The sequence below is a fragment of the Hyphobacterium vulgare genome, from assembly GCF_042643335.1.
Lineage (GTDB): Bacteria > Pseudomonadota > Alphaproteobacteria > Caulobacterales > Maricaulaceae > Hyphobacterium > Hyphobacterium vulgare.
On the sequence record NZ_JBHRSV010000031.1, the window covers coordinates 1 to 21,659 of the forward strand.

General features: G+C 61.7%; 7 protein-coding genes and 1 pseudogene. 5 read left to right on the forward strand and 3 right to left on the reverse strand.

Annotated elements, in window-relative coordinates; all coding sequences use genetic code 11:
• Positions 1–809: hypothetical protein (locus ACFOOR_RS14855; RefSeq protein ID WP_380214909.1), on the reverse strand; the 809-nt coding region annotated here is incomplete at its 3' end.
• A gap of 231 nt (positions 810–1,040) precedes the next feature.
• Positions 1,041–5,780 carry a S8 family serine peptidase gene (locus ACFOOR_RS14860; RefSeq protein ID WP_343165231.1) on the reverse strand — a complete coding sequence of 1,580 codons (4,740 nt, stop codon included), beginning with the start codon at positions 5,778–5,780 and terminating at the stop codon, positions 1,041–1,043.
• 257 nt (positions 5,781–6,037) lie between these two features.
• Between ACFOOR_RS14860 and ACFOOR_RS14865 the strand changes: the two genes are divergently transcribed.
• Positions 6,038–9,310 (forward strand): S8 family peptidase, encoded by a 3,273-nt coding sequence (locus ACFOOR_RS14865; protein ID WP_343165232.1) that lies wholly within the window; start codon positions 6,038–6,040, stop codon positions 9,308–9,310.
• A 754-nt stretch (positions 9,311–10,064) separates the two neighbouring features.
• Here the strand turns inward: ACFOOR_RS14865 and ACFOOR_RS14870 are convergent.
• Positions 10,065–10,199 (reverse strand): annotated as a pseudogene (locus ACFOOR_RS14870) (MucR family transcriptional regulator); the annotation flags it as partial.
• Positions 10,200–10,532: 333 nt separating this feature from the next.
• On the opposite strand from ACFOOR_RS14870, the gene ACFOOR_RS14875 reads away from it, so the two are divergent.
• From ACFOOR_RS14875 to ACFOOR_RS14890, 4 genes are all read left to right on the forward strand, one after another.
• A complete protein-coding gene (locus ACFOOR_RS14875; protein ID WP_343165233.1) occupies positions 10,533–12,806 on the forward strand; it encodes a DUF3604 domain-containing protein in 2,274 nt (757 codons plus the stop codon).
• Entirely contained in the window at positions 12,803–13,585 is a 783-nt protein-coding gene (locus ACFOOR_RS14880; protein WP_343165234.1) for a peptidyl-prolyl cis-trans isomerase, read from the forward strand. The genes ACFOOR_RS14875 and ACFOOR_RS14880 overlap by 4 nt, the downstream gene beginning before the upstream one ends.
• Positions 13,582–14,769: a HupE/UreJ family protein gene (locus ACFOOR_RS14885; RefSeq protein WP_343165235.1), complete on the forward strand. Its 1,188-nt coding sequence runs from the start codon at positions 13,582–13,584 to the stop codon at positions 14,767–14,769. Before ACFOOR_RS14880 ends, ACFOOR_RS14885 begins: the two co-directional genes overlap by 4 nt.
• Before the next feature lie 493 nt (positions 14,770–15,262).
• A complete protein-coding gene (locus ACFOOR_RS14890; RefSeq protein ID WP_343165236.1) occupies positions 15,263–21,517 on the forward strand; it encodes a beta strand repeat-containing protein in 6,255 nt (2,084 codons plus the stop codon).
• Positions 21,518–21,659: the final 142 nt, after the last annotated feature.

The window sequence follows — 21,659 nt, forward strand, 5'->3', positions numbered from 1 at the left end:
TACGCAATGGCTCCGCTCACCGGGCCTTGACCACCCATACCAACCCAGAAAGAAAGGCGAACAGACTCTACTAACTCACGGCCCGGATCAGGGGGCTGGGTCACTCGCTCGGCATTGTGATCTGCCCACCTCCTCGGCAAATGCCCTTGAGCAACCGCTTCTTCGAGTTTCCGCGAAACGGCCTCGATACTGGATCGGATGTTTTGGAGTGCTCCGTAAGGAGAGAGGTCACCGGCAACGTTCGGAAACGTATCGGTCAGCGCGGCTGTAATACCCTCACCCTCGTCATCTAAGCGCCGGATCCAACCAACCGTCGACGGATACCCATCAGCAACGAGCGAAGCAGTGATTCGAGCAGCGAACTCTACGTCGACGGCTTCGCGCGCCGCGATGCTCCAGGAGCGTGGCGATCCCATATCTGAAAGCGCAAATGCCGCCTCCAATTCCGCCTGAAGCTCACTCACCCTTGCGCAAGCCGCTCGTAGTCGCTCGCGAACAAATGCTCGGTCACTTTGATCGTTCAGGAACTCCCAGCTTGCTCGAGCTGAAAGGCTTTCGTCTCGAATTTCAGTGAAAGCGCTTTGGATCGTAGTTTCACCTATAGCAGCGACCAATGTACCTAAATTCGAGAAGTCCAAGCGCGCAGGCGTCGATCTTCGGAGCTCGTGTAGGCGCGCCTTGATTTCGATCAAGCGTTCAGGATTGGAATTGGCGTCGATGCATAGCGAAACAGCTTGGTTTTTTGAGCGTGCCAAGAGCTCTTGAGCGTATCCTTGTATGTATTGAGGTGGGTCTGATTCGTCGATCATGCGAACACGGTATTACTTGCTTGATCTGGCGTCGCGGGAGATTCTTGGCACACCCCAAACATCTGAGATGACGTGACTCCAGAAATTCCTCCATGAAGAGATGGCCTGCGACCCTGTCGTCCCTCGTTTACTTCGAGAGTCTGAGCTCTCCGTTCGATTCCCGGCGGACCGCGGTCAGCGGCGGATAATTTCCACTATGTGATCCCAAGGGTCCAATCTCGGGCTCACTCGCTATGGCGTGCGCACTGCCGCGCTGGTTGCGCCGCGCACCACGCCGCCGCCATCGCGCCAACGGGCGAAAATCCTGACACCGGCGGGATCGAAGGCCACGGCACCATTGGCCCGAACGAAGACGGCGAATGTCTTCACCTCGCCTGCGCCGAAGCTGACCGTCGTCAGCGCGGCGCGGGGGGTGCGGCAGGCGCCTCCGTTCGACAAATCGGTCTCGCAGACCTCAATCGTCACCGGAATATCGGTTCCGGTCACATCGGCGGAGAAGGTGATCTCGCCGGTGCTGCCGAGGTTGAGCGCGGCGGTGGAAAGAAAGCCGACCCCGGAAGTCGAGGGAATGCGGATCACGCCGTCATTGGACGCGGTGGTGCCGATCGAGAGGATGTCGGGTTGCTGCGTGGTGTCGGCCGAGATCAGCACCGTGTTTACGCCGGCGACCGAAGGGGCGTCGTCCGCGTTGGCGCACGAATACGTCAGCGCGACCTCCCGCGCCGCGACCGGCTCTCTCGGTGTCAGGGCGAAGAGATAGGTGACTGGCCGCAGCACTTCCGCGCCGCGGGTCTCGCCTACGGCACCGTCGATCGCATTGGTCGCCGGGTTGGTCGGCCGGAATTCGAGATCGAAAGGCTGGGACGGGTCGGCGAGCGCCAGGCCGCAGTCGAGGCCGGCGCGATAGCCGTTGTTCAACAGCGTCGCGAAGCCGGTGATCGGCTGACCCACCACGCCGGAGCGCGCATAGGGCAGGGTCGCACCGCGCAGGCGGGGATAGAGCGTGTTGTCCCATCCCGCATTGACCCGGATGATGCCGCGCTGACCCGGCGGCGAGGTGATGACGAACATGATGCCCGGGCTATTCCGCCGCGGCGTGGATTCACGATTGGGCGCAAAGATCTCCGCCGATGTTAGCCCGTCGGCAACATTGTCATTGCTGGCCAGCGGCTCGCTGCCCTCCGAATAATAGGGCGAATACAGCGTAATCTGGGTATCGACGGTGCTACCAGACGTATTGATCGAATAGGGCGCAAGCTCGTATTCGCTCAGGCTCGACCCGTACCAGATGGAGGCTTCGGGGCTGAACCCAGCATGGTTTCCTTCTCCCGGGTCCGCGGTCGCGTAAGTATTGTCCACGACGCTGATAAACCGCGTCTGCTCACTGCCAACGGGATAGATCGGCTGGATCTGAGTCGGCGAATTCAGACTGTCATTAGACGGCGCTCCCGGCGACAGCCAGAAGGTGAAATCGCCCTGCTGGCGCATGTAGCTGGAAACCCGGATTGAGTAGGTCGTGCCCGCGACCGCGTCGAAATCGAAGACAAAGGGCGTCAGTGCCGGGGGTGGACCGCCATTGTGCGCTACACCCCTGACCAGCGAAAGCGCGTCGACCTCGCTCCCCGTATAGACGGCGATCTGCGGGTTGATGAAGGCCGAGGTGGCGTTAATGCGGTAGCGGCCGGTCTCGGGGGCCGTCCATCTGTACCAGACGCCAAGTTCCTCACGCTCGCGCATTAAATCGTAGAAGATGTCTTCGGTCGGTTCGTCGGTTTCTCCCGAGGCAAACCGGTTCTGGCCGTGGATAGTTTCGCCGAACGCGATCGAGATGGCGTCTGCAAAGTCGTCATTGAGTGGATTTTGACCCCAACCGATCGTCAGTCGATAGGGCGGATGGGGCGAGTCAGGAGCCGGGGCGCCCGGCATGCTATCAAGCTTCACGTAATAAGTTTGGCCGGCGTCGACATCGAAATAGGACTGAAAATGATTGATCGACGCCCCTTCGAAACTCGAGATCCGACTACCTAGTTGGATCAGATCGAGCTGTTCGTAGCTTGCTCCCTCGAAAACCTCGAAATTGATCAAGGGCCATGCGCTGATGCCGTCATAGACAATCGAACCTTCAGTCGTGATGTAGGCTCGTCCGTCGGATTCAGGAACAAATCTCCACCACTGGCTATGACCGCCGCCGCGCAGATCTGGGAAGCCGGGCTGCCGCGTGGCATAGCGGTTTGTACCTCGAAAGGACGATAAAGGTCCCACCACGTCCGTGGCGTCTGCGAAGTTGTCATTTAGCGGCGAACGATTGTCCTCAGGGCTGATAATTTCTAGAATTGCTCCGAACGTTCCTCGTCCGGAAACGTGGATTAGATACCTCTGGCTGGACTGTGCTTCGATCAAACCATCGTAAAGGTTCTCGACTCGGCTTCCAGCGTTGGACGTGAAGCTTGAGAGCAACGTATCGCCTGACGCGTCGAAAATTTCCACTAGGCCGTCTCGCGGGTATTCTTGGGTTCCGTCGATCGTATTGCCGTGTCTGAGCCGATAGGCGTGTCGACCCGAGTGTGAGGGGGTCCAGAGAAGCCAGGCATCGCCGCCTCCTGCAAAATAGCCGGGCAAGGACAACGGAGCCTGTACACATCTCTGAGTTAAACCGTGAAGCGCTATGGGCATCGACAATGATGAGCCAGATATTTCAAGCGGTGTGTCCCGCGTCTCGTAGCCCGTGCTCAGAGCAGGCATGAGTTGCACCCCAACCGCGTCGAAGTTTGGATCTCGGTTCTGTTGGACCGCGAAATGGAAAACCTCACCCGCTTCGGCTAGAAATCGGTAATACGGGTTGGCTCCCGCCGCGCCGCTTTCTGTAACAACGCCAGACTCGGTGTTGCGGACTGCACACCGCAACTCGGTTTGGATCGCTTCGAGCGCTTCAATATTCTCGCCGCGAAAAACTGAAGCGCGAAAGCTATAAAACGGCTGCTCTGCAGGCTCGCGCGCTCGAAAAATGTAATCGCCGCTCTCCGGTGCCACCCATTTCCACCAAAGCGTTCTTAGATTGGGGACAAGCCCAAGCACGCTTGCATTGGCTACGGCCTCGGCGCTTCCAAAATAGCCGAACCCGAAGTCGCGAAGACCACTTAGCTGGAGAGCATCCGGAAAATTGGTGTTCGGCGAACCCACAAGCAAAAGCACTGTGCGCCGCAGGGGGCGATATCCGTCGATTTCAATCGATACTGACGACCGATGCACCCCCGCAGGAAGCGTCGCGGCGACTTCGTTGAGGCGTATGATTATACTCGTCGTGCGCTGCGTAGAAGAGGGCGCTTCGATCTCAATCCAAGAGGCGCTTGCAGACGCAGACAACGGAATGCCGATGAATTCGTTTGGATTGTGAAATCCACCCGGAGTCGAAATTGAGATTTCGGCTTCGTAGGGTGAATTTATATAGCTTTGATACAGGCTGAAGGGCCCTCCTACCGTACCGCCGAAAACGATTTCACTATCAAACCCGGTACCGACTTCCCTGATAAAATCGAGCTGAGAGAACTCATTTATCCGAAATGGACCAAGAGTGGTCTGATCAAGTATATCCAGAGCTTGTCCGACGCGAACGGATGTCACTTCGTGATTGAGACGCCGATCGAGCAGGAAAGGACCGCTTGCGCGGAATGCGCCCCATATTTCCGTTGGAGAATATTGTCCAACGCTCCGGAGGAGGGCAGTGGCTCCAGCAACCTGCGCCGCGGCAGCCGATGTGCCGGTCACGGCACCGTATTCACCGCCCAGTGTCGATGTTGGCACTCCCTCTCCCGCCGCCGACAAATCTGGGATGCTGCCAAAGACATGCTCAGCGGTGCCTTCGTTCCAATTTGCGCTAGAATGAATGACCCAAGTATTTGAAAAATCCGATATCTCACCAGTTGCCGTTTCGGACTGAATAAACATGCGTCCAAAACCAACGCCGCATGGCATGCCTCGAAAACGCTGATATCGACCTTCGTTTCCGGAGGGTATAACTCGCGGTAGCTCGCTAATGGAGTTGGATCGTCCAAATGTAGACACGCATGCTGAGTTGAGATTGGTCGCGCTGTTCTCGACATCGATATAGGGCAGATCGGCAAATCCGTAGTAGATCGCTCCGACGTCTTCGTGGCGCCCATAGGCCCAGTGAGAGATTTCCAACTCTGCGGCAAAGAGATCTGAATACCATGCAACCAGGCAGGCATCGCGCTCGCCGCAATATTCTTCGCCGGTCATTCGCGTAAAAACCTGCACTGGCAATAGACGAGCGCCTGGCGCCACACCGCGCATGTCGGCGTTTGAGCCGACCATGATGCCCGCAGTTTGTGTGCCGTGAGCACATTCGGGCAGATCAGTACAAGCTTCGGCTGCGGCCGGCCCGACTGCGGTGGCCAAACCGCCCGGGCAGAGGCTCATGCCATTCTCTCGTGTAGTGGAAAAGCATAGGCCGTGTTCGAGATTGGCCGCGATGAAGGGGTGATCGGTGTCCACTCCTGTGTCGAACTGGACGATAGTCACACCGGTCCCATCAATTCCTTCGGCGTGTAGAATGGGGGCCTCGATCGCGTCCCCGATCTCGAGCATGGTCGGGCGCATGAAATGATCTGGCTCTACCGATGCGATATTGGGATCGGCTCGTAGCGCTTGAAGGGACGCCATATCGACGTCTGCGGCAAAATAATTCGGGTCACTGTACAGATGGGTGACAGAGAATGCGTCAGCTTCGCCTATGACGGCGCTCGTCCGCTCAACATGTCTTTGAAGAATTGTGCGGCGGAGGGTCTCCTGAGAAATCGCACTTCCAGATGACGGTTCGTTCAATCGTACGATGACGCGTTGGCGTTCAGTACGTTCGGGACCTGCTTGGGCGTTCGCGGTCGAGAAAAGCGAAACCGATAGGAGTGAAATCAGCGCAAGTGATCTGAACAAATTCAAGGGGATATATGACATGTTTGGATCCTTGCGATCTTCATCCTCAAATTTACCCGAGCCTTTTCGTATAGCAATCAGAGATTTATAACCGACCTGCTGACCCAGCCCCCTGACCCAGGCCGTGAGTTGGTAGAGCGTGCACTCCTGTTGCGCTGCTCCCAGAGAACTGGGCCGCTGGATCGCGACACACGTGCGCCCGCCGCAAGAATATACCCGTGATTGTCTCTCACGAGATCGCGCAGTAGTTTCGGACTGATGGCGATTGGATGAGCAGAATGAGAGTTGTCCTAGGCTTGGTAGGTGCCCTCTTACTCGCTGCGGCTGGCTTAGCCGCGCCTGTTGAGCTCGAACCCGAAACGCACGAGCGCCTCGATGCCGGCGAGCGTCAGCGCGTCATTGTGGAATTTGCGATCCCTGCGTTGGACTATGCTCGCGAGCGCAATGCGTCTGACGGTGAAATTGAAGCGATAATCGACGATGTGCGCGACCGGGTCCTGGCATCTGCTTTTGGACGTCCTGCCGGCATGATGGCGACGTTGGAAACCCCTGAACCGCAGGGGCCCGTGTTGGTGCGCGCTTTCCGTTATACGCCGGCCGCGGCGATGGTTTTAAGCGCAGCAGAATTGAACGCGTTGGCCCGCGAACCCGGCGTGAGCCGGATTATTGAAGATCGTCTCGACGCCCCTTTACTGGATCAGAGCGTGTCGGAAATCGGTGGCACCGATTTGCATCAGCGCGGGTTCGACGGAACCGGAACGGCGATCGCCATTCTCGATACCGGGGTTGATCTCCAGCATGGCATGTTTGTTGGACGCGCGGTGGCGAGCGCGTGCTTTTCCTCGACGGTGTCCGGGCAATCGACCAGCTTTTGCCCGAGCGGCGTGCCGCAGGCGATCGGAGGTCAGGCCGGAGATAACTGCGAAGCTCCGCTCATCAACGGAAATAGCGGGATTCTCGATTGCTTTCACGGCTCGCACGTTGCCGGCATTGCCTTGGGATCGAGCATCTTCAGCGAAGGAGCGCAAAACCTCCAAATTTCGGGTGTGGCTCCGGGTTCACAGCTTGTTGCGGTACAAGTGTTTTCGCGCTTCACGGGCGCACAGTATTGTGGGTCGGCGCCTGCATGCGCGCTGTCTTATGTCAGTGACCAGATCGCCGCCCTTGAGTGGATCTATAGCGAGCGGTCCAATCACCCCTTTGTCGCGGTGAATATGAGTTTGGGCGGCGGCGAATACCGAGATGCCTGCCTCGATGATCCGAGACGCGAGATCATCACCGCCCTTCGATCCGCCGATATTGCAACTGTCGTGGCGACCGGCAACGATGGATTTCGCGGTGCCATTTCTGCTCCGGCCTGCATTCCCGAAAGTGTCGCCGTGTCCGCGTTCGGAAATTATCCGAACATCGGTTTTTGGGGCGATCTGACTGCGCCTGGAACGGACATCCTATCGGCTTACCCGTCACCTGCAGATGAGGGAGGCAATTACGCCGCTATTGCAACCGGAACCTCGATGGCCGCTCCGCACGTCGCCGGAGCGTTCGCCTTGCTGCGGCAAATGTATCCGGAGGCCGGGATAGATCAGGCCGAGGCGGCCCTGATGACAACTGGTGCGACGTACATCCGCGTCGACCGCGCTGCAGATGGACTGGCCGGTCATGCGGGAAACCGCATTGGTGCTTTGGCGCTGAGCTCAGCTGGGCAAATCCGCTTCTTTCACCGCCAGTTCGACGACAGTTCGAGCCTCTATCGCGACATCACCATCACCAATTCCTCCGCGACCGCCGCGGATTGGGCGCTGGAGTCTAACCAGAACTGGCTGACGTTGAGATTAGTCGGCGAGGAAGAGACGGCGCTTCTTCTTTCAGGGACTCTCGAAGCCGGTGCCAGTGCTATAGTCCGAATTGAACCGGTTATCAGTCTGATCTCGGTTTACGAACTCGGCGCCAGCATCGAGATCAGTTCGTCGTCCTCAACGACGTCAATCACTCTCCCGGTTCGTATGTTGGTCCGGCCACCGCTTCCAGCGAACGACAACTTCGTCGATGCGCTCGAGCTCAATCCAGCAGGACGAACAACGGCATTCATCGACAATCGCGACGCAACAACAGAGCCAGGCGAGCCGGCTCATGCTGGTGTTCAGCCCATCGGGACGCAATGGTGGTTGCTCACGCCGGATCGAAATGGTGTCTACAACATCCGCGTGAGCCCCGGCGATTACGACGGTGTGGCCGCGGTCTATAGGGGTAATGCTCTGAACTCATTGGCGCTCGTTGCCCAAAGCAATAGTGCGCCAGACAATCCCAAGCATGCAGAAATCACTCTTCCAGTCACTGCAGGGGTAACCTATCGCATTGTGTCCGGGTCCGATGGGGAAGACGAAACCGGGCAGGGCTTTCTCTTCATCAGAACCGAACCCGACGTGCCCGCTAATGACCAGATCTCCGAAGCACAACGCATATCGGGGGCTCGCGGACGGCTTCGTGTCGACATGCAAGCAGCAACTCGCACTTCTGACGAAGAAGGCCGCCCTGGAATAACGATCTGGTACCGCTGGACCGCGCCGCGCAACGGCAATTTTGCGTTCTTCGCGCATGAAGGACGCACCGCACAATATGTCGACCTGTTCGATGGACCCGATCAGGCGGTGCAGCGAGGCGAGGTTACGCCCGATGTGGCGTACAATGGGACGCGGGTCACCGTTGAGCAGGGTGAAGAGCTATATATTGGTCTTCGCGCCCGAGGCCTTCGCCAATCCCCGATCGAGTTTGCGTGGCACCCTGCGGATGAGCAGGGCTTGCCCGTTCGCGCAGCGGTGCTCCCATCTTCACGTGTTGTGCGGCTCGGCGACTGGGCGACAGCATTTGTGACGCTGATCAACCCGGCATCGTTTGGGCAGACCTTGACCGGCTGCCGAATTCTGCCGCCTGCGATGTTCGGTGGAGGCTTCCATTTTCAGACGACAGATCCTGCGTCAAACACCCTGACTGGGACCAGAGATGCCCCCGTGACGATTGGTCCGGGACAGTCCCAGTCCTTTGTCGTGTCCATTCAGTCGCCGCAGAATGAGGCGATGGATTTTGATATGGAGTTCGTTTGTGACGGCGCTGCGGCCGCGGTTGCGACACCAGTCAGCGCATTCTGGCTGGCAACAAGCGATGTTCCCCGGCCTGACCTGCTCTACATCGCAGCAACGGCGAGTGGAAACGGCATTCTTGACCTTGAGCCCGGCGGAACGCGAGCCTTTGCCGTCGCCGTCGTGAATGCAGGTGAGCCGGGTCGGGCATCGATCGGAACCTACTCAACGATTGGAACGAACGCGACTATCCGAATGTGCGAGACTGACCCCACGAACGGGCAATGCGTATCAGACCGTGAACGGTCTTTGTTTCTCGAAATGGATCGCAATCAGGTGCGGACGTTCACCGTGTTCGTTGGATTAACCCCTGATGCGGTTGTTCCATTCGACCCCGCCAATTCGCGCGTGGGCCTCCAGTTTGGCAACTCAAATGATGCCGGGGTGGCCTCCGTCGCCGTCCGGACCCAATAGTGTGCTCGCGCGCCGTATAAATATGCGGAGCGGAATGTACGTCGCCTATAGCACTGGAATCTCCAACCAGAAGGAAATCCCGCAATCGGGCCTTGCCTCATTGCTTATGGCGTTACAGTCAGTTGAACACCCGGTGTCCAACCTCAAACGTAAGCAACGAAATCGCGAACATCGCGACCGCGAGCAACGCCCATCGGAAACTGGACTTGGTGATCTCCTTCATGCGCCCGAGCTTGTAAGCAAAGCGAACTGCTTTGAACGCGAATCACCTGCTGTGAGAATCCCGCATCGGGGATGAGGGTGGGGCGGAGATAAATTCGCTTAGAGGGCGATTGCGATTGCCTGCTTTGTAATTCTAGGCTGCTATTTGGACATGAAAAATAGACGTCAATCATATGCTGTGAAAACGAAATGCGACGCCTGTGGGTATATGTCATTTCATACCATTGAGCCTGAAGGTGTTGGACCGCAATTGAGCTACTGCAAAGATTGCGGGCCAGATCAACCTCTGCGGTCTGAAACTCTTTCCTTCGTCCGCCGTGACACGAGCGTTGCGCACGGGCTGTGACCAGCCGATGTCTCATCCCCGTTTGACCTGAGTGCTCGAAAAGTCAGTTCGAGTGACGGGGGCGGCGGCCGAGACTCAAAGCTTACTTTCTGAGAGCCTAAGAGAATTGGATTCGATCGAGCCGGCGAAAACAGCGTCGGTTCGCCATCGAAGCGACACGGCCGGGCGAAACGCCCGGCCGCGTTATCAAGGTCTGAGGCGACCCGATTGCTTCTTCTTGGCTGCCTTGCCGCCACGGCCGAGGCCGATCTGCTTGGCGAACTGCGAGCGGCGCTTGGAGTAATTCGGCGCGACCATCGGGTAGTCGACGGGCAGACCCCAGACGTGCCCCCTGTTTTCATCCAGCCGAAGCCAGAGTCCGGGGGTGATTTGTGCCGATTGACAATCCGGGCCATTCAGTCCCCAACAGAGACCGGTTCGCTTTTGTCTGAAAGCACCGCCATTTATTCCCGTAAAATCAGAGACTTTCCCCTAACCGGGACATTCCGGGCTTGCGGTGAGTGCCGCAGGCGGGACTGGAAAATGCATTCCGGGCAGAGGCTCGCCGCCGCCGGAAGGCATCCGTTCGCAGGCACTTTCGCAGAAACGAGCGACGCGCTGTTCTCAAATGCGAGTCATTGGGCGTAAGATTCCGGCTCGGGGGAGGACCGGGCGATGCGCAATCTGTTGATCGCCGGCGGCATTCTGGGTGCACTCGTACTCGCGGCCGGGCTTTATGTTGTTGGCGTGCTTCAGGGCTGGCACGGGCAGACCCGGGGGCCGGGCGATATCACCGGTGAGGCCATTCCTGCCGAAGTCATCGAGGATCGGGTTGCCCGTATCCAGGCATCGGCGGACGCGCTGGGCGAACCCGCCGATACGGAAATTCTGTTCGGCGATCTGCATGTCCATTCAACCTTCTCAACCGACGCCTTCGTCTGGGCCCTGCCGCTGCTGCGTGGCGAAGGGGCCAACCCGCTGGCGGATGCCTGCGATTTTGCCCGCTATTGTTCGGCACTCGATTTCTGGGCGTCCACGGATCACGCCGAAGCCCTGACACCGACACGCTGGAGCCAGATCATTGGCACCATGCAGCAATGTGCCGCGCGCTCGAACCCGGACGGCACGCCGGATGTCATCCCCTTTGTCGGCTTCGAATGGACCCAGGTTGGTGCGCTTCCCGACGAGCATTATGGCCACAAGAATGTGATTTTCCGCACGCTGGACCCGGATCAGATCGCCGCCCGTCCGATTGCGGCCGCGGGCATTACCGTCACGGCGCTGCGGGACAATGCGCAAGCCCTGCTGCCGCCGGAAGTCGCGTTTCTGGATCTGGCCAATCGGCAGGACTATTACGACTTCGGCCGTTTCGTTCAGGAGGTACGCGATGTGCCCCTGTGCGACGAGGATGTGCCGTCAAGCGAATTGCCGCGCGAATGTTATGAGATTGCCGCCACGCCGGGTGAGCTGGTGGCGCGGCTCGAAAGCCAGGGCCTTGATCCCCTGATCATTCCGCACGGCTCCTCCTGGGGCTTTTATACCCCGCCGGGCACGACATGGGACAAGCAGCTCGATCCCGCACAGCGGCCGGAAAGCTTTCGCCTGATCGAGATATTCTCCGGGCACGGAAATTCCGAGGAATACCGGTCCTGGCGTGCGGTGATCGGCGATGACGATGCCCCCGTCTGTCCCGAGCCGCCGGACAATTATCTGCCGTCCTGCTGGCGGGCCGGCGAGATCATCCGTCAGCGGTGTCAGGCCGAAGGCTTGTCCGATGAGGTTTGCGAAGCGCGGGCGATCGTCGCGCGAGAGGATGCGGCGTTTGTGGGTTTGGCCGGTCATTTGTCGGTGTTGGGCGAAGACGAGGAGGACTGGCTGGATTCCGGACAGTGCCGCGATTGCTTCCTGCCAACCTTCAACCATGTGCCGACAACCAGCGTGCAGGCCGGGCTGGCGACGACGCGATTCGACGATTCCGGCGACGCGTTTCGCTTCCGCTGGGGATTCATCGGCTCATCAGACACGCATACGGCCCGGCCGGGCATCGGCTACAAACCCTTCGAGCGCCACTACATGACCGATGCAGGCGGGGCGGTCAGCCAGGATATTGCCGAGCGCTTCCTGCCGGCGGATGGCGAAGCGCCCGCCGAGTCGCGCCGGATGTCGCGCGACGAGCTGATCCGGACGCCGGGCTTCCAGATCACCGAACTGGAGCGGCAGGCCAGCTTCTTTACCGGGGGCGGGCTGGTGGCGGCCCATGTCACCGAGCGGTCCCGGGATGGCGTCTGGCAGGCGCTGGAGAACCGGCAGGTCTATGCCACGTCCGGACTGCGCCAGCTCTTGTGGTTCGACCGGATCGATGAAGACGGAAACCGCCTGACCGCCATGGGAGGCGAGGCCGAGACCGCCGAGGCACCCGTCTTCCGGGTGCGCGCTGCCGGCTCCTTCCGTCAGAACGAAGGTTGTCCGGATTATGCGGTTCGCGGTCTTGGGCCGGATCGGCTGGAGCAGCTTTGCCGCGGTGAATGCCACAATCCCGGAAGCGAGCGGTATCGCATTACCCGCATCGAGGTCGTGCGTATCCGCCCGCAATCCCATGAGGGCGAGGCGCTGGACAATCTGATCGAAGATACTTGGATGACACTTCCCTGCGATGATCGCGGGGAGGGCTGCGAGGTGACGTTCTCGGATCCCGGCTATGCCGAAGCCGGACGCGACACGATCTATTATGTCCGCGCCATCCAGGAGCCTTCAGGCCAGATCAACGCGGAAGGTCTGCGCTGCACCTATGACGAGAACGGCCAGTGCATCGAGGTCAATCCCTGCTTCGGAGATTATCGTACCGAAATGAATGATGACTGCGTTGCCGATGTCGAACACCGGGCCTGGTCGTCTCCGATCTATCTCACCTACCTCGCGGGGGAAGCCGTGATCGAGGAGACCGAATGAGTCTCGGCAAATGGGCGTGGGGCGCCGGCGCTCTGGCCGGCGGTGTGATGGTGCTGGTCAATGTCTTGTGGCCAGACGAAGCGGCGATAGCCCCGGGCGATGACGCGGCCGCGATCGTGAACGGGCATGTCATTCCGGTCGAGGATGTCGAGATCGCGCTCGAAGCCATGGCCCGCGACAGCCGGGGCGCTATCGACCAGAGCGATGCCCGCTTCGCCATTCAGCGGCTGATCGACGAGGAATTGCTGTTCCAGCGCGGCATTGCGCTCGACATGCCGCGCAACGCCTCCAATGTGCGCCGCTCGATCGTCATGTCGATGATCGATTTTGCACAAGCCAATGCAGAACCCTTGCCTCCGGACAATGAGCTCAGGGCCTTTTTCGAAGCCAATCTCGACTTTTTCGAAGCCGCGGACCGCTATCGCGTCAGCTGGGAATCGGCCGCATCAGCGGACGCGGAGCGCCGGCGGCCAGCCGCCCACCCGCCGAACCGGATGCTGACCGCGACGGACCTTCGCAATTATCTGGGCGACGTTCTGACGGGCGCTGTCCAGTCCGCCGCGCCGGGGGAAACCGTTGGGCCCATCGCCAGTGGCGGCCGGGTTCACTGGATCACCGTCGTGGAGTTTGCTCCGGCCGGAGAGACGGAGTTCGAAACACACCGCCGGCGCGTTGAAGCGCTGTGGCAGGAGCGGGCAGCGGAAGCCGCTCTGGAGGCCTATCTGGCAGAATTGCGCCGGTCGGCTGATATCGAAATCCAGCCCTTGCCGAGCGAATGAGATTCTGGGTCGGCCTGCTTGCTGTCCTGATTATTGCGGGCGTGGCCGATGCGCACGAGCGCAGCCGCTCGAACTCGATCTGGCAGGAGACCGAGGCCGGGCTGACGGGCCGCATCTATCTGGAAGCCCGCCAGGCCACACTCCTGCTGTCGCTGGAAGATAGCGGCGTCAGTCTTCAATCCGCCTTTCAGCAGCGCCTGATCGAGGGGATTGCTGTCAGCCGCGGGGGAGGCGTCTGCGCGCTTCAGGCATCACCGCAAATCCAGCTACGGCCCGACGGGCGACTGGAGGGGGTCGGGTTCTGGGCCTGTCCGGAAAGTGGCCTGATCGAGATCGATGTTCAGGTGTTTTCACCGCTCTCGGCCAATCATGTCCATTTCATCCGTCTCGAAAGCGAATCCCACCTGAGCGAGCAGGTGCTTTCAAGGGGGCGCACGACCGCCCGTTTCGGTGATGAGAGGCATGCGGCGCCGGCCCGCTGGACCGGATTTCTCGGTCTCGGATTCGAGCATATCCTGGCCGGGCCAGACCATGTCGCCTTTGTCATCGGGCTGATCCTGCTGGTAACCCGATGGCGGCGTCTTGCGCTGGTGACGCTGGGCTTCACGCTGGGTCATTCCCTCACGTTGGCCCTGGCCGTTATCGGGTGGGTCTCCCCCCCCGGCGCCGCGATCGAATCCCTGATCGGGTTCTCCATCCTGTTCATTGCGGCCGAAGCGGCGCTCGCCAAACGAACCGAATTCGCGATCGCGGGCTGGAGCGGCGGCACCGCCCTGGCCGCGTTGGCCGCGCTGTCAGCGCTCTCCGGCGGGCTGCTCGCCTGGCCTGTCTGGATCAGCCTGATCGTGCTCACCCTCGCCTATTTCCAATGGCTGGCTTCCGGCGGGAATGCCCAGACAGCGGCACCCGTGCTCAGCGGCGGGTTTGGTCTGGTTCACGGGGTGGGCTTTGCCGGCATCCTGCTCGAGATCGACATGTCACGCGAAGCCCTGATCACGTCCCTTCTTGCTTTCAATATCGGAGTGGAGCTGGGCCAGCTGACGATTGTTGCTGGCGTGCTCATCCTTGCCGCCATCGTCCGGCTCGTCGCGCCGGACCGCATTCTGGAATACGGGCGAGCCGCAGCGCTGGCGGGATTGGCCTTTCTGGGGAGTTTCTGGTTTCTCGGGCGCGCCTTCGGCTAGCCGCCGTTGATCATCGGTGGATCGTGGGTCCGCGCCGCGGCCAGTTCGCTTTTGCCGGACTATGCCCCAGTTCGCTTCCATACGATCAGCGACCTTCCCGGAACCGGGAGACTGCGTTGATGACGCGTTCGAAAGTCGCCCTCCGGGGGCAGGCCCTCCCCGGCCGGCGATCTGCAAGATCGACTCTCCAGGTTTTCCCGATGTGAGCGGCCGGATCCGGCCCGAGCTGACCGCTATCAGATCGAAGCCGGAGCAAGCCGGAAATTCCGTCAACCCCCATGGATGTGGCGTAGGCGCGCCGGCCCCTGCACGCGACAGTGTTCTCTGCGTGCGCGCGCAACGGGGGGGAATTCCGATGGGACAGCGACCTGCCAAAACGAGGTTAGACCAGTCCCGGATTCGGAGCGGAATCCTGCTGCTGGGATCGAGTGCGGCCCTGATCTTCGCCGCGTCATCCCCCGCTTTGGCAGGAAGCGGCAGCATCGTCAGCGGTGTGACGCTCGCGATCGACGGGACCTGTTCCGCATCGCTTCCTCGGACGCAATTCCAGGCCACATACACCGCGACCGGGGTAACGAATGACGGCTTCGGGGATGACGAATTCCTCTACTATCTTCTGGACGGCGACAATTTCGTGATCGGTGGCTCGTCGATCATTGCCGTACCGCCCGGCAACACGGTCTCGCTCAGCGCGGCAATTTCTCAAAATGCCGCGTCCACTGCTGCCGATTACTCGGTCATTCTCGTCGATCTGCCGCATTTCCTGAGCCAGATCTACCCGCCGTCAGACGGAAGCACGCTCTACAACGCAGCGATTCACGGCGCGATTCTCGATACCGAAGCGTTCAACCCCGGAGCGCTTGACCCGGACTGTCCGAACTCGACACCTGCGGATACGACTCCGCCGGTTCTTGTCTCGATCGAACGTCAGACTCCGTCGTCGCAGACAATTGGCGCGATCACGACAGCGGTGACGTTTCGAGCGACGTTTGACGAAGCTATCGTTCCGGCTCCCGGCACCGCCGCTTTCTCGGTCGCGGGAACAGGGGTCTCCGGGTCGGTCCAGTCGGTCAGTGCGGTCAGCGGCCTCGTCTACGACGTGGTCGTCAACACGCTTTCCGGGGACGGCGTTCTCGGACTTGATGTGACCGGAGCGGTTTCGGATGCATCCGGAAACACGGTCACAGGTCTGAGCCCGACCGGCAGTGACGAAACCTATACGCGCGACGCCACCGCGCCAACGCTGACCATCACCGGTCCGGCGGGTCCGGTCAGCGGTGCCTTCACCGCCACCTTCACCTTCTCGGAGGATGTGAGCGGGTTCACCCTCGGCGACATTGCGGTCGGCAATGGTGCGGCGTCGAACTTCCTGTCCACGTCGGCCTCGGTCTACACCGCCACCATCACGCCGGCGGGCGACGGGGCGATCAGTGTTGACGTAGCAGCGGCTGCCGCCAGTGATGCTGCGGGCAATGACAATGCCGCAGCCACCCAGTTCTCGGTAACGAACGATGCCACCGCGCCGACCCTGGCGATCACTGGTCCAGTCGGCCCGGTCTCGGGTGCCTTCACGGCGACCTTCACCTTCTCGGAGGATGTGACGGGGTTCACCCTCGGCGACATTGCGGTCGGCAATGGTGCGCCGTCGAACTTCCAGACCATTTCGGCTTCGGTGTACACCGCGACGATTACCCCGGCAGGCGATGGCAGCGTCACGGTCGATGTGGCCGGTGCGACTGCGACAGATGCGGCGGGGAATGCCAGCACGGCCGCTACTCAATACTCCGTCGTCTCGGACGCCACCGCACCGACCCTGGCGATCACCGGTCCTTCGGGTCCGGTCAGCGGCGCCTTCACCGCGACCTTCACCTTCTCGGAAGACGTCACGGGGTTTGTGCTGGGTGACATTGCGGTCGGCAATGGTGCGGCGTCGAACCTCCAGACCACGTCGGCCTCGGTCTACACCGCGACCATCACGCCGGCGGGCGATGGCGCGGTCAGTGTTGACGTAGCAGCGGCTGCCGCCAGCGACGCGGCGGGGAATGCCAGCACGGCGGCTACTCAATACTCTGTCGTCTCGGATGCGACAGCACCAACGCTGACCATCACCGGTCCGGCGGGCCCGGTCAGCGGTGCCTTCACGGCGACCTTCACCTTCTCGGAAGACGTGACTGGCTTCACCCTCGGCGACATCACGGTCGGCAACGGTGCGGGTTCGGGCCTTGCTGGTTCGGGATCGGTCTACACCGCGACGATTACACCTGCAGCCGATGGCAGCGTCACGGTCGATGTGGCCGGTGCGGCCGCGACAGATGCGGCAGGCAATGACAATGTCGCAGCCACCCAGTTCTCGGTGACGAACGACCAGACCGCGCCAACGCTGACCATCACCGGCCCGGCGGGCCCTGTGAGTGGCGCCTTCACGGCGACCTTCACCTTCTCGGAAGACGTCACGGGGTTCACGCTCGGCGACATCTCGGTCGGCAACGGTGCGGGTTCGGGCCTTGCTGGTTCGGGGTCGGTGTACACGGCGACGATTACCCCGGCAGGCGATGGCAGCGTCACGGTCGATGTGGCCGGTGCGACTGCGACAGATGCGGCGGGGAATGCCAGCTCGGCAGCTACTCAATACTCCGTCGTCTCGGACGCCACCGCGCCGACCCTGGCCATCACCGGTCCAGTCGGCCCGGTCTCGGGCGCCTTCACGGCGACCTTCACCTTCTCGGAAGACGTCACGGGCTTCACCCTCGGCGACGTCTCGGTCGGCAATGGTTCCGCGTCGAACTTCCAGACCACATCGGCTTCGGTCTACACCGCCACCATCACGCCGGCGGGCGACGGGGCGGTCAGTGTTGACGTAGCTGCGGCTGCCGCCAGTGATGCGGCGGGCAATGACAATGCCGCAGCCACGCAGTTCTCCGTCACGGCGGATGCCACCGCGCCGACCCTGGCCATCACCGGTCCGGCGGGCCCGGTCAGCGGTGCCTTCACCGCGACCTTCACCTTCTCGGAAGACGTCACGGGCTTCACGCTCGGCGACATCTCGGTCGGCAATGGTGCGGCGTCGAACCTCCAGACCATTTCGGCTTCGGTGTACACCGCGACGATCACGCCGGCGGGCGATGGCAGCGTCACGGTCGATGTGGCCGGTGCGGCCGCCAGCGACGCGGCGGGCAATGACAATGCCGCAGCCACCCAGTTCTCGGTGACGAACGATGCCACCGCGCCGACCCTGGCGATCACCGGTCCGGCGGGCCCGGTCAGCGGTGCCTTCACCGCCACCTTCACCTTCTCGGAAGACGTCACGGGGTTCACGCTCGGCGACATCTCGGTCGGCAATGGTGCGGGTTCGGGCCTTGCTGGTTCGGGATCAGTCTACACCGCGACGATTACACCTGCAGCCGATGGCAGCGTCACGGTCGATGTGGCCGGTGCGGCCGCCAGCGATGCGGCGGGGAATGCCAGCTCGGCGGCGGCGCAGTTCTCTGTCACGGCGGATGCCACCGCAGCAACGCTGACCATCTCCGGTCCGGCGGGCCCGGTCAGCGGTGCCTTCACCGCCACCTTCACCTTCTCGGAAGACGTCACGGGGTTCACGCTCGGCGACATCTCGGTCGGCAATGGTGCGGCGTCGAACTTCCAGACCACGACGGCTTCGGTCTACACCGCCACCATCACGCCGGCGGGCGATGGCAGCGTCACGGTCGATGTGGCCAGCGCGGCTGCGACAGATGCGGCGGGGAATGCCAGCACGGCCGCTACCCAGTTCTCGGTGACGAACGATGCCACCGCGCCGACCCTGGCCATCACCGGTCCGGTCGGCCCGGTCAGCGGTGCCTTCACGGCGACCTTCACCTTCTCGGAAGACGTGACGGGGTTCGTGCTGGGTGACATTGCGGTCGGCAATGGTGCGGCGTCGAACTTCCAGTCCACGTCGGCCTCGGTCTACACCGCCACCATCACGCCGGCGGGCGACGGGGCGGTCAGTGTTGACGTAGCTGCGGCTGCCGCCAGTGATGCGGCGGGCAATGACAATGCCGCAGCCACCCAGTTCTCGGTGACGAACGATGCCACCGCGCCGCGGGTCGCCTCGATTACACGGCAATCTCCGGCCAGCGAACAGACCGATGCCGACAGCCTGACCTGGCGGGTGACGTTCAGCGAGGCCGTGACGGGCGTGGATGCCGGCGACTTTACAGTGTCCGGTAGCACGGCCACGGTCACCGGCGTTGTCAACACGTCCGGCAATGCGTTCGATGTGACGGTTTCGGGCGGCAATCTTGCCAACCTCAACGGAACGGTCTCGCTGGATGCGCTGACCACGGGCGGGATTGCGGACACGGCGGGCAATGCCTTCGCCAATGCCACCCCCACCGGTGCCAACGACAACAGCTATTCGGTGCTCAACGATGCGGTCGCGCCGACCGTCACATCACTCCTGCGTCAGAAACCGTCCGCCGAGCTTACCAATGCCGACACGCTCACCTGGCGGGTCAGCTTCTCCGAAACGGTAACAAATGTGGATGCGGCCGACTTCTCGCTCACCGGGACGACGGCGGGTGTGACCTCGGTCACGAGTGTGGCGGTGGCCTTTCCGCCGAGCGTTACGGGCGAAGCGGGCACGCCGATCCTGGCACTCGCGGCCAACGCCTTTGATGTGACCGCGTCCGGCGGTGATCTGGCCGGACTGAACGGCCCGGTCTCGATTGCGGTCTCGTCCGGAAACAACATCGCCGATACGGCCGGAAACCCGCTGGCGAGCGTTGCGCCGACCGGAAGTGCGCAAGATTATCTCCTGGACAACACTCCGCCGGGACTCGCGATCAGCTCAAATGTCACTCCACCGGCGTCGGGTGTGTTCACTGTCACATTGACCTTCACCGAAGCGGTGTCGGGATTCGATGCTTCGGATATCGCAGTGCTTGGCGGAAGTGTATCCGGGTTCGGCGCGACCTCGGCCTCGCTGTATACGGCCGAAATCACACCCGGTGCCCAGCCTGCCGTCGTTATCGAAGTCGATGCGGCGGCGGCGATTGACGCAGCCGGGAACGAAAACCTGGCTGCGAGCCTGTCTGTCGCCAATGATCCTGACCGCACGGTCAACACCGGTCTTGCCGGTCTCGGCTCAGGCCGGGTTACGAGCAATCCGGCCGGCATCGACTGCGTCTCGACCTGTTCAGAGAGTTTCGACCTGGGCACCTTGCTGGTCATCAGCGCCAGCGCTGACCCCGGCTCGAGCTTCGCGGGCTGGACCGATGGTCCCTGCACCGGAACGACAGCACCTGAATGCGCTGTGACGGTGTCCGCCGACATCAACCTGACCACCCGCTTCACGCTCGACAATCCGCCTCCGGGCCGGATCGTGGCCGCGACCCTTCCGGCGGCGCGGTCGGGCTATGTTGGCGGTCCGGTGATCTCGGCCTTCCTCTCGGTTGTCAGCCGCGCATCCACGCCGGCGCAATCGTGCCGGATCACGCCGCCGGGCCATGCGCCCGTGACGTTGATGACCCGGGCGCTCGGCGCTGACGGGCTGGCCACAGGTCCCGTCGACCCGCTGTTCGACATACCGGCGGGCGGGACGGCTCATTTCGTGATGAGCATGACCGCGCTCACACCGACCGGAGCGGACGGGTACGACTTCTTTCCGGCGATCACCTGCGAGAATGCGAGTCTTGATCCGATACCGGGTGTCAATTCCGTCCTGCTGATCATCGACACGGCGCCTGTGCCCGACATTCTGTCCATCGCGGCCACGCCATCTGGCGACGGTGTAATGAGAATGACGCGTCCCGGGGGTGCCCAGGTCATGACTGCGTCGGTCGTCAATATCGGGGCAAGCGACGGATCCGCGGGCGCCGGCGAGGTGACACTCACGGCACGGGCCGACACCGGACCGGCCGTGCTCCCGCTGAGCCTGGAGATCTGTCAGACCGATGCGCTCTCCGTCTGCCAGACCCCGCGTGGAATTTCGGCGACGGCGGTTGCTGCAGCGAATACGCCCATCTTCTTCGCCGTCTTCGCGCGGGACTCGAGCGACGGTGCAGGCATTCCGTTCGATCCGGCCAATGCCCGTGTCTTCATGCGTTTCAATGATGCGACCAGCACGATCCGCTCGGTAACGAGTGCCGCGGTCACCGCACCAGCCGAAGCGGACCGGCCGGCGATTGCGGACGGTTTGCCGGTTGGCCAATGGAGCGTGTTGCGCCGCGCGGGCGGGGGGGCATCCGAAGGACTGATCCGCACCCGTCTGTTCGTGCTCGACGATGGCCGCGTGATCATCGATGACGGAGTCTCGATCGAGCGACTGATGATGGCTCAGGGTGCAGGTCCGGGCGTGTTCACCCTCTCCGGTCTCTCGGGAAGATGGACGGCTACCGGAACAATTCGTGCCGGCCGCGACTGGGCGGAAGGACCCGGCGCTTTCTGGGGCGTGCGCGATGATCGAAGCGATCGTCCGGCCCATTGGCGTGATGCGTCAGGTCGCTTCGTCCCAGCGAATGATCGCGGCCAGTTGACCCTTTCCGCGGACGGGGTGATCTCGGGCGTGCTTTCGGGCTGCATCGTTTCGGGGCAGCCGGTGCCGGAAAACCCGTCGGCTCCGGGACTTCTGGCCGCCACGGTCCATCTGTTGTCGTGCCGAGAGGCCGGAACATATTCGGCGGTCCTCAGCCTGGCGGGCAACCCCGCAGAAGCCACCAGCCTTCTGATCGCGAATGACGAACATGCGTGGCGCCTGACCGGCGGCTGAGGCCGTAACGGAGCATTGTCAACGGCAGCGGATGCCCGGGTCCGGGCATCCGACCGGGGTATCCGTATCGGGACCAGAAACATGGCTACTCGGTCATCACCCGCCCACTAGTCTTCGACCGGTTCACAATCGGAAGGGGAGG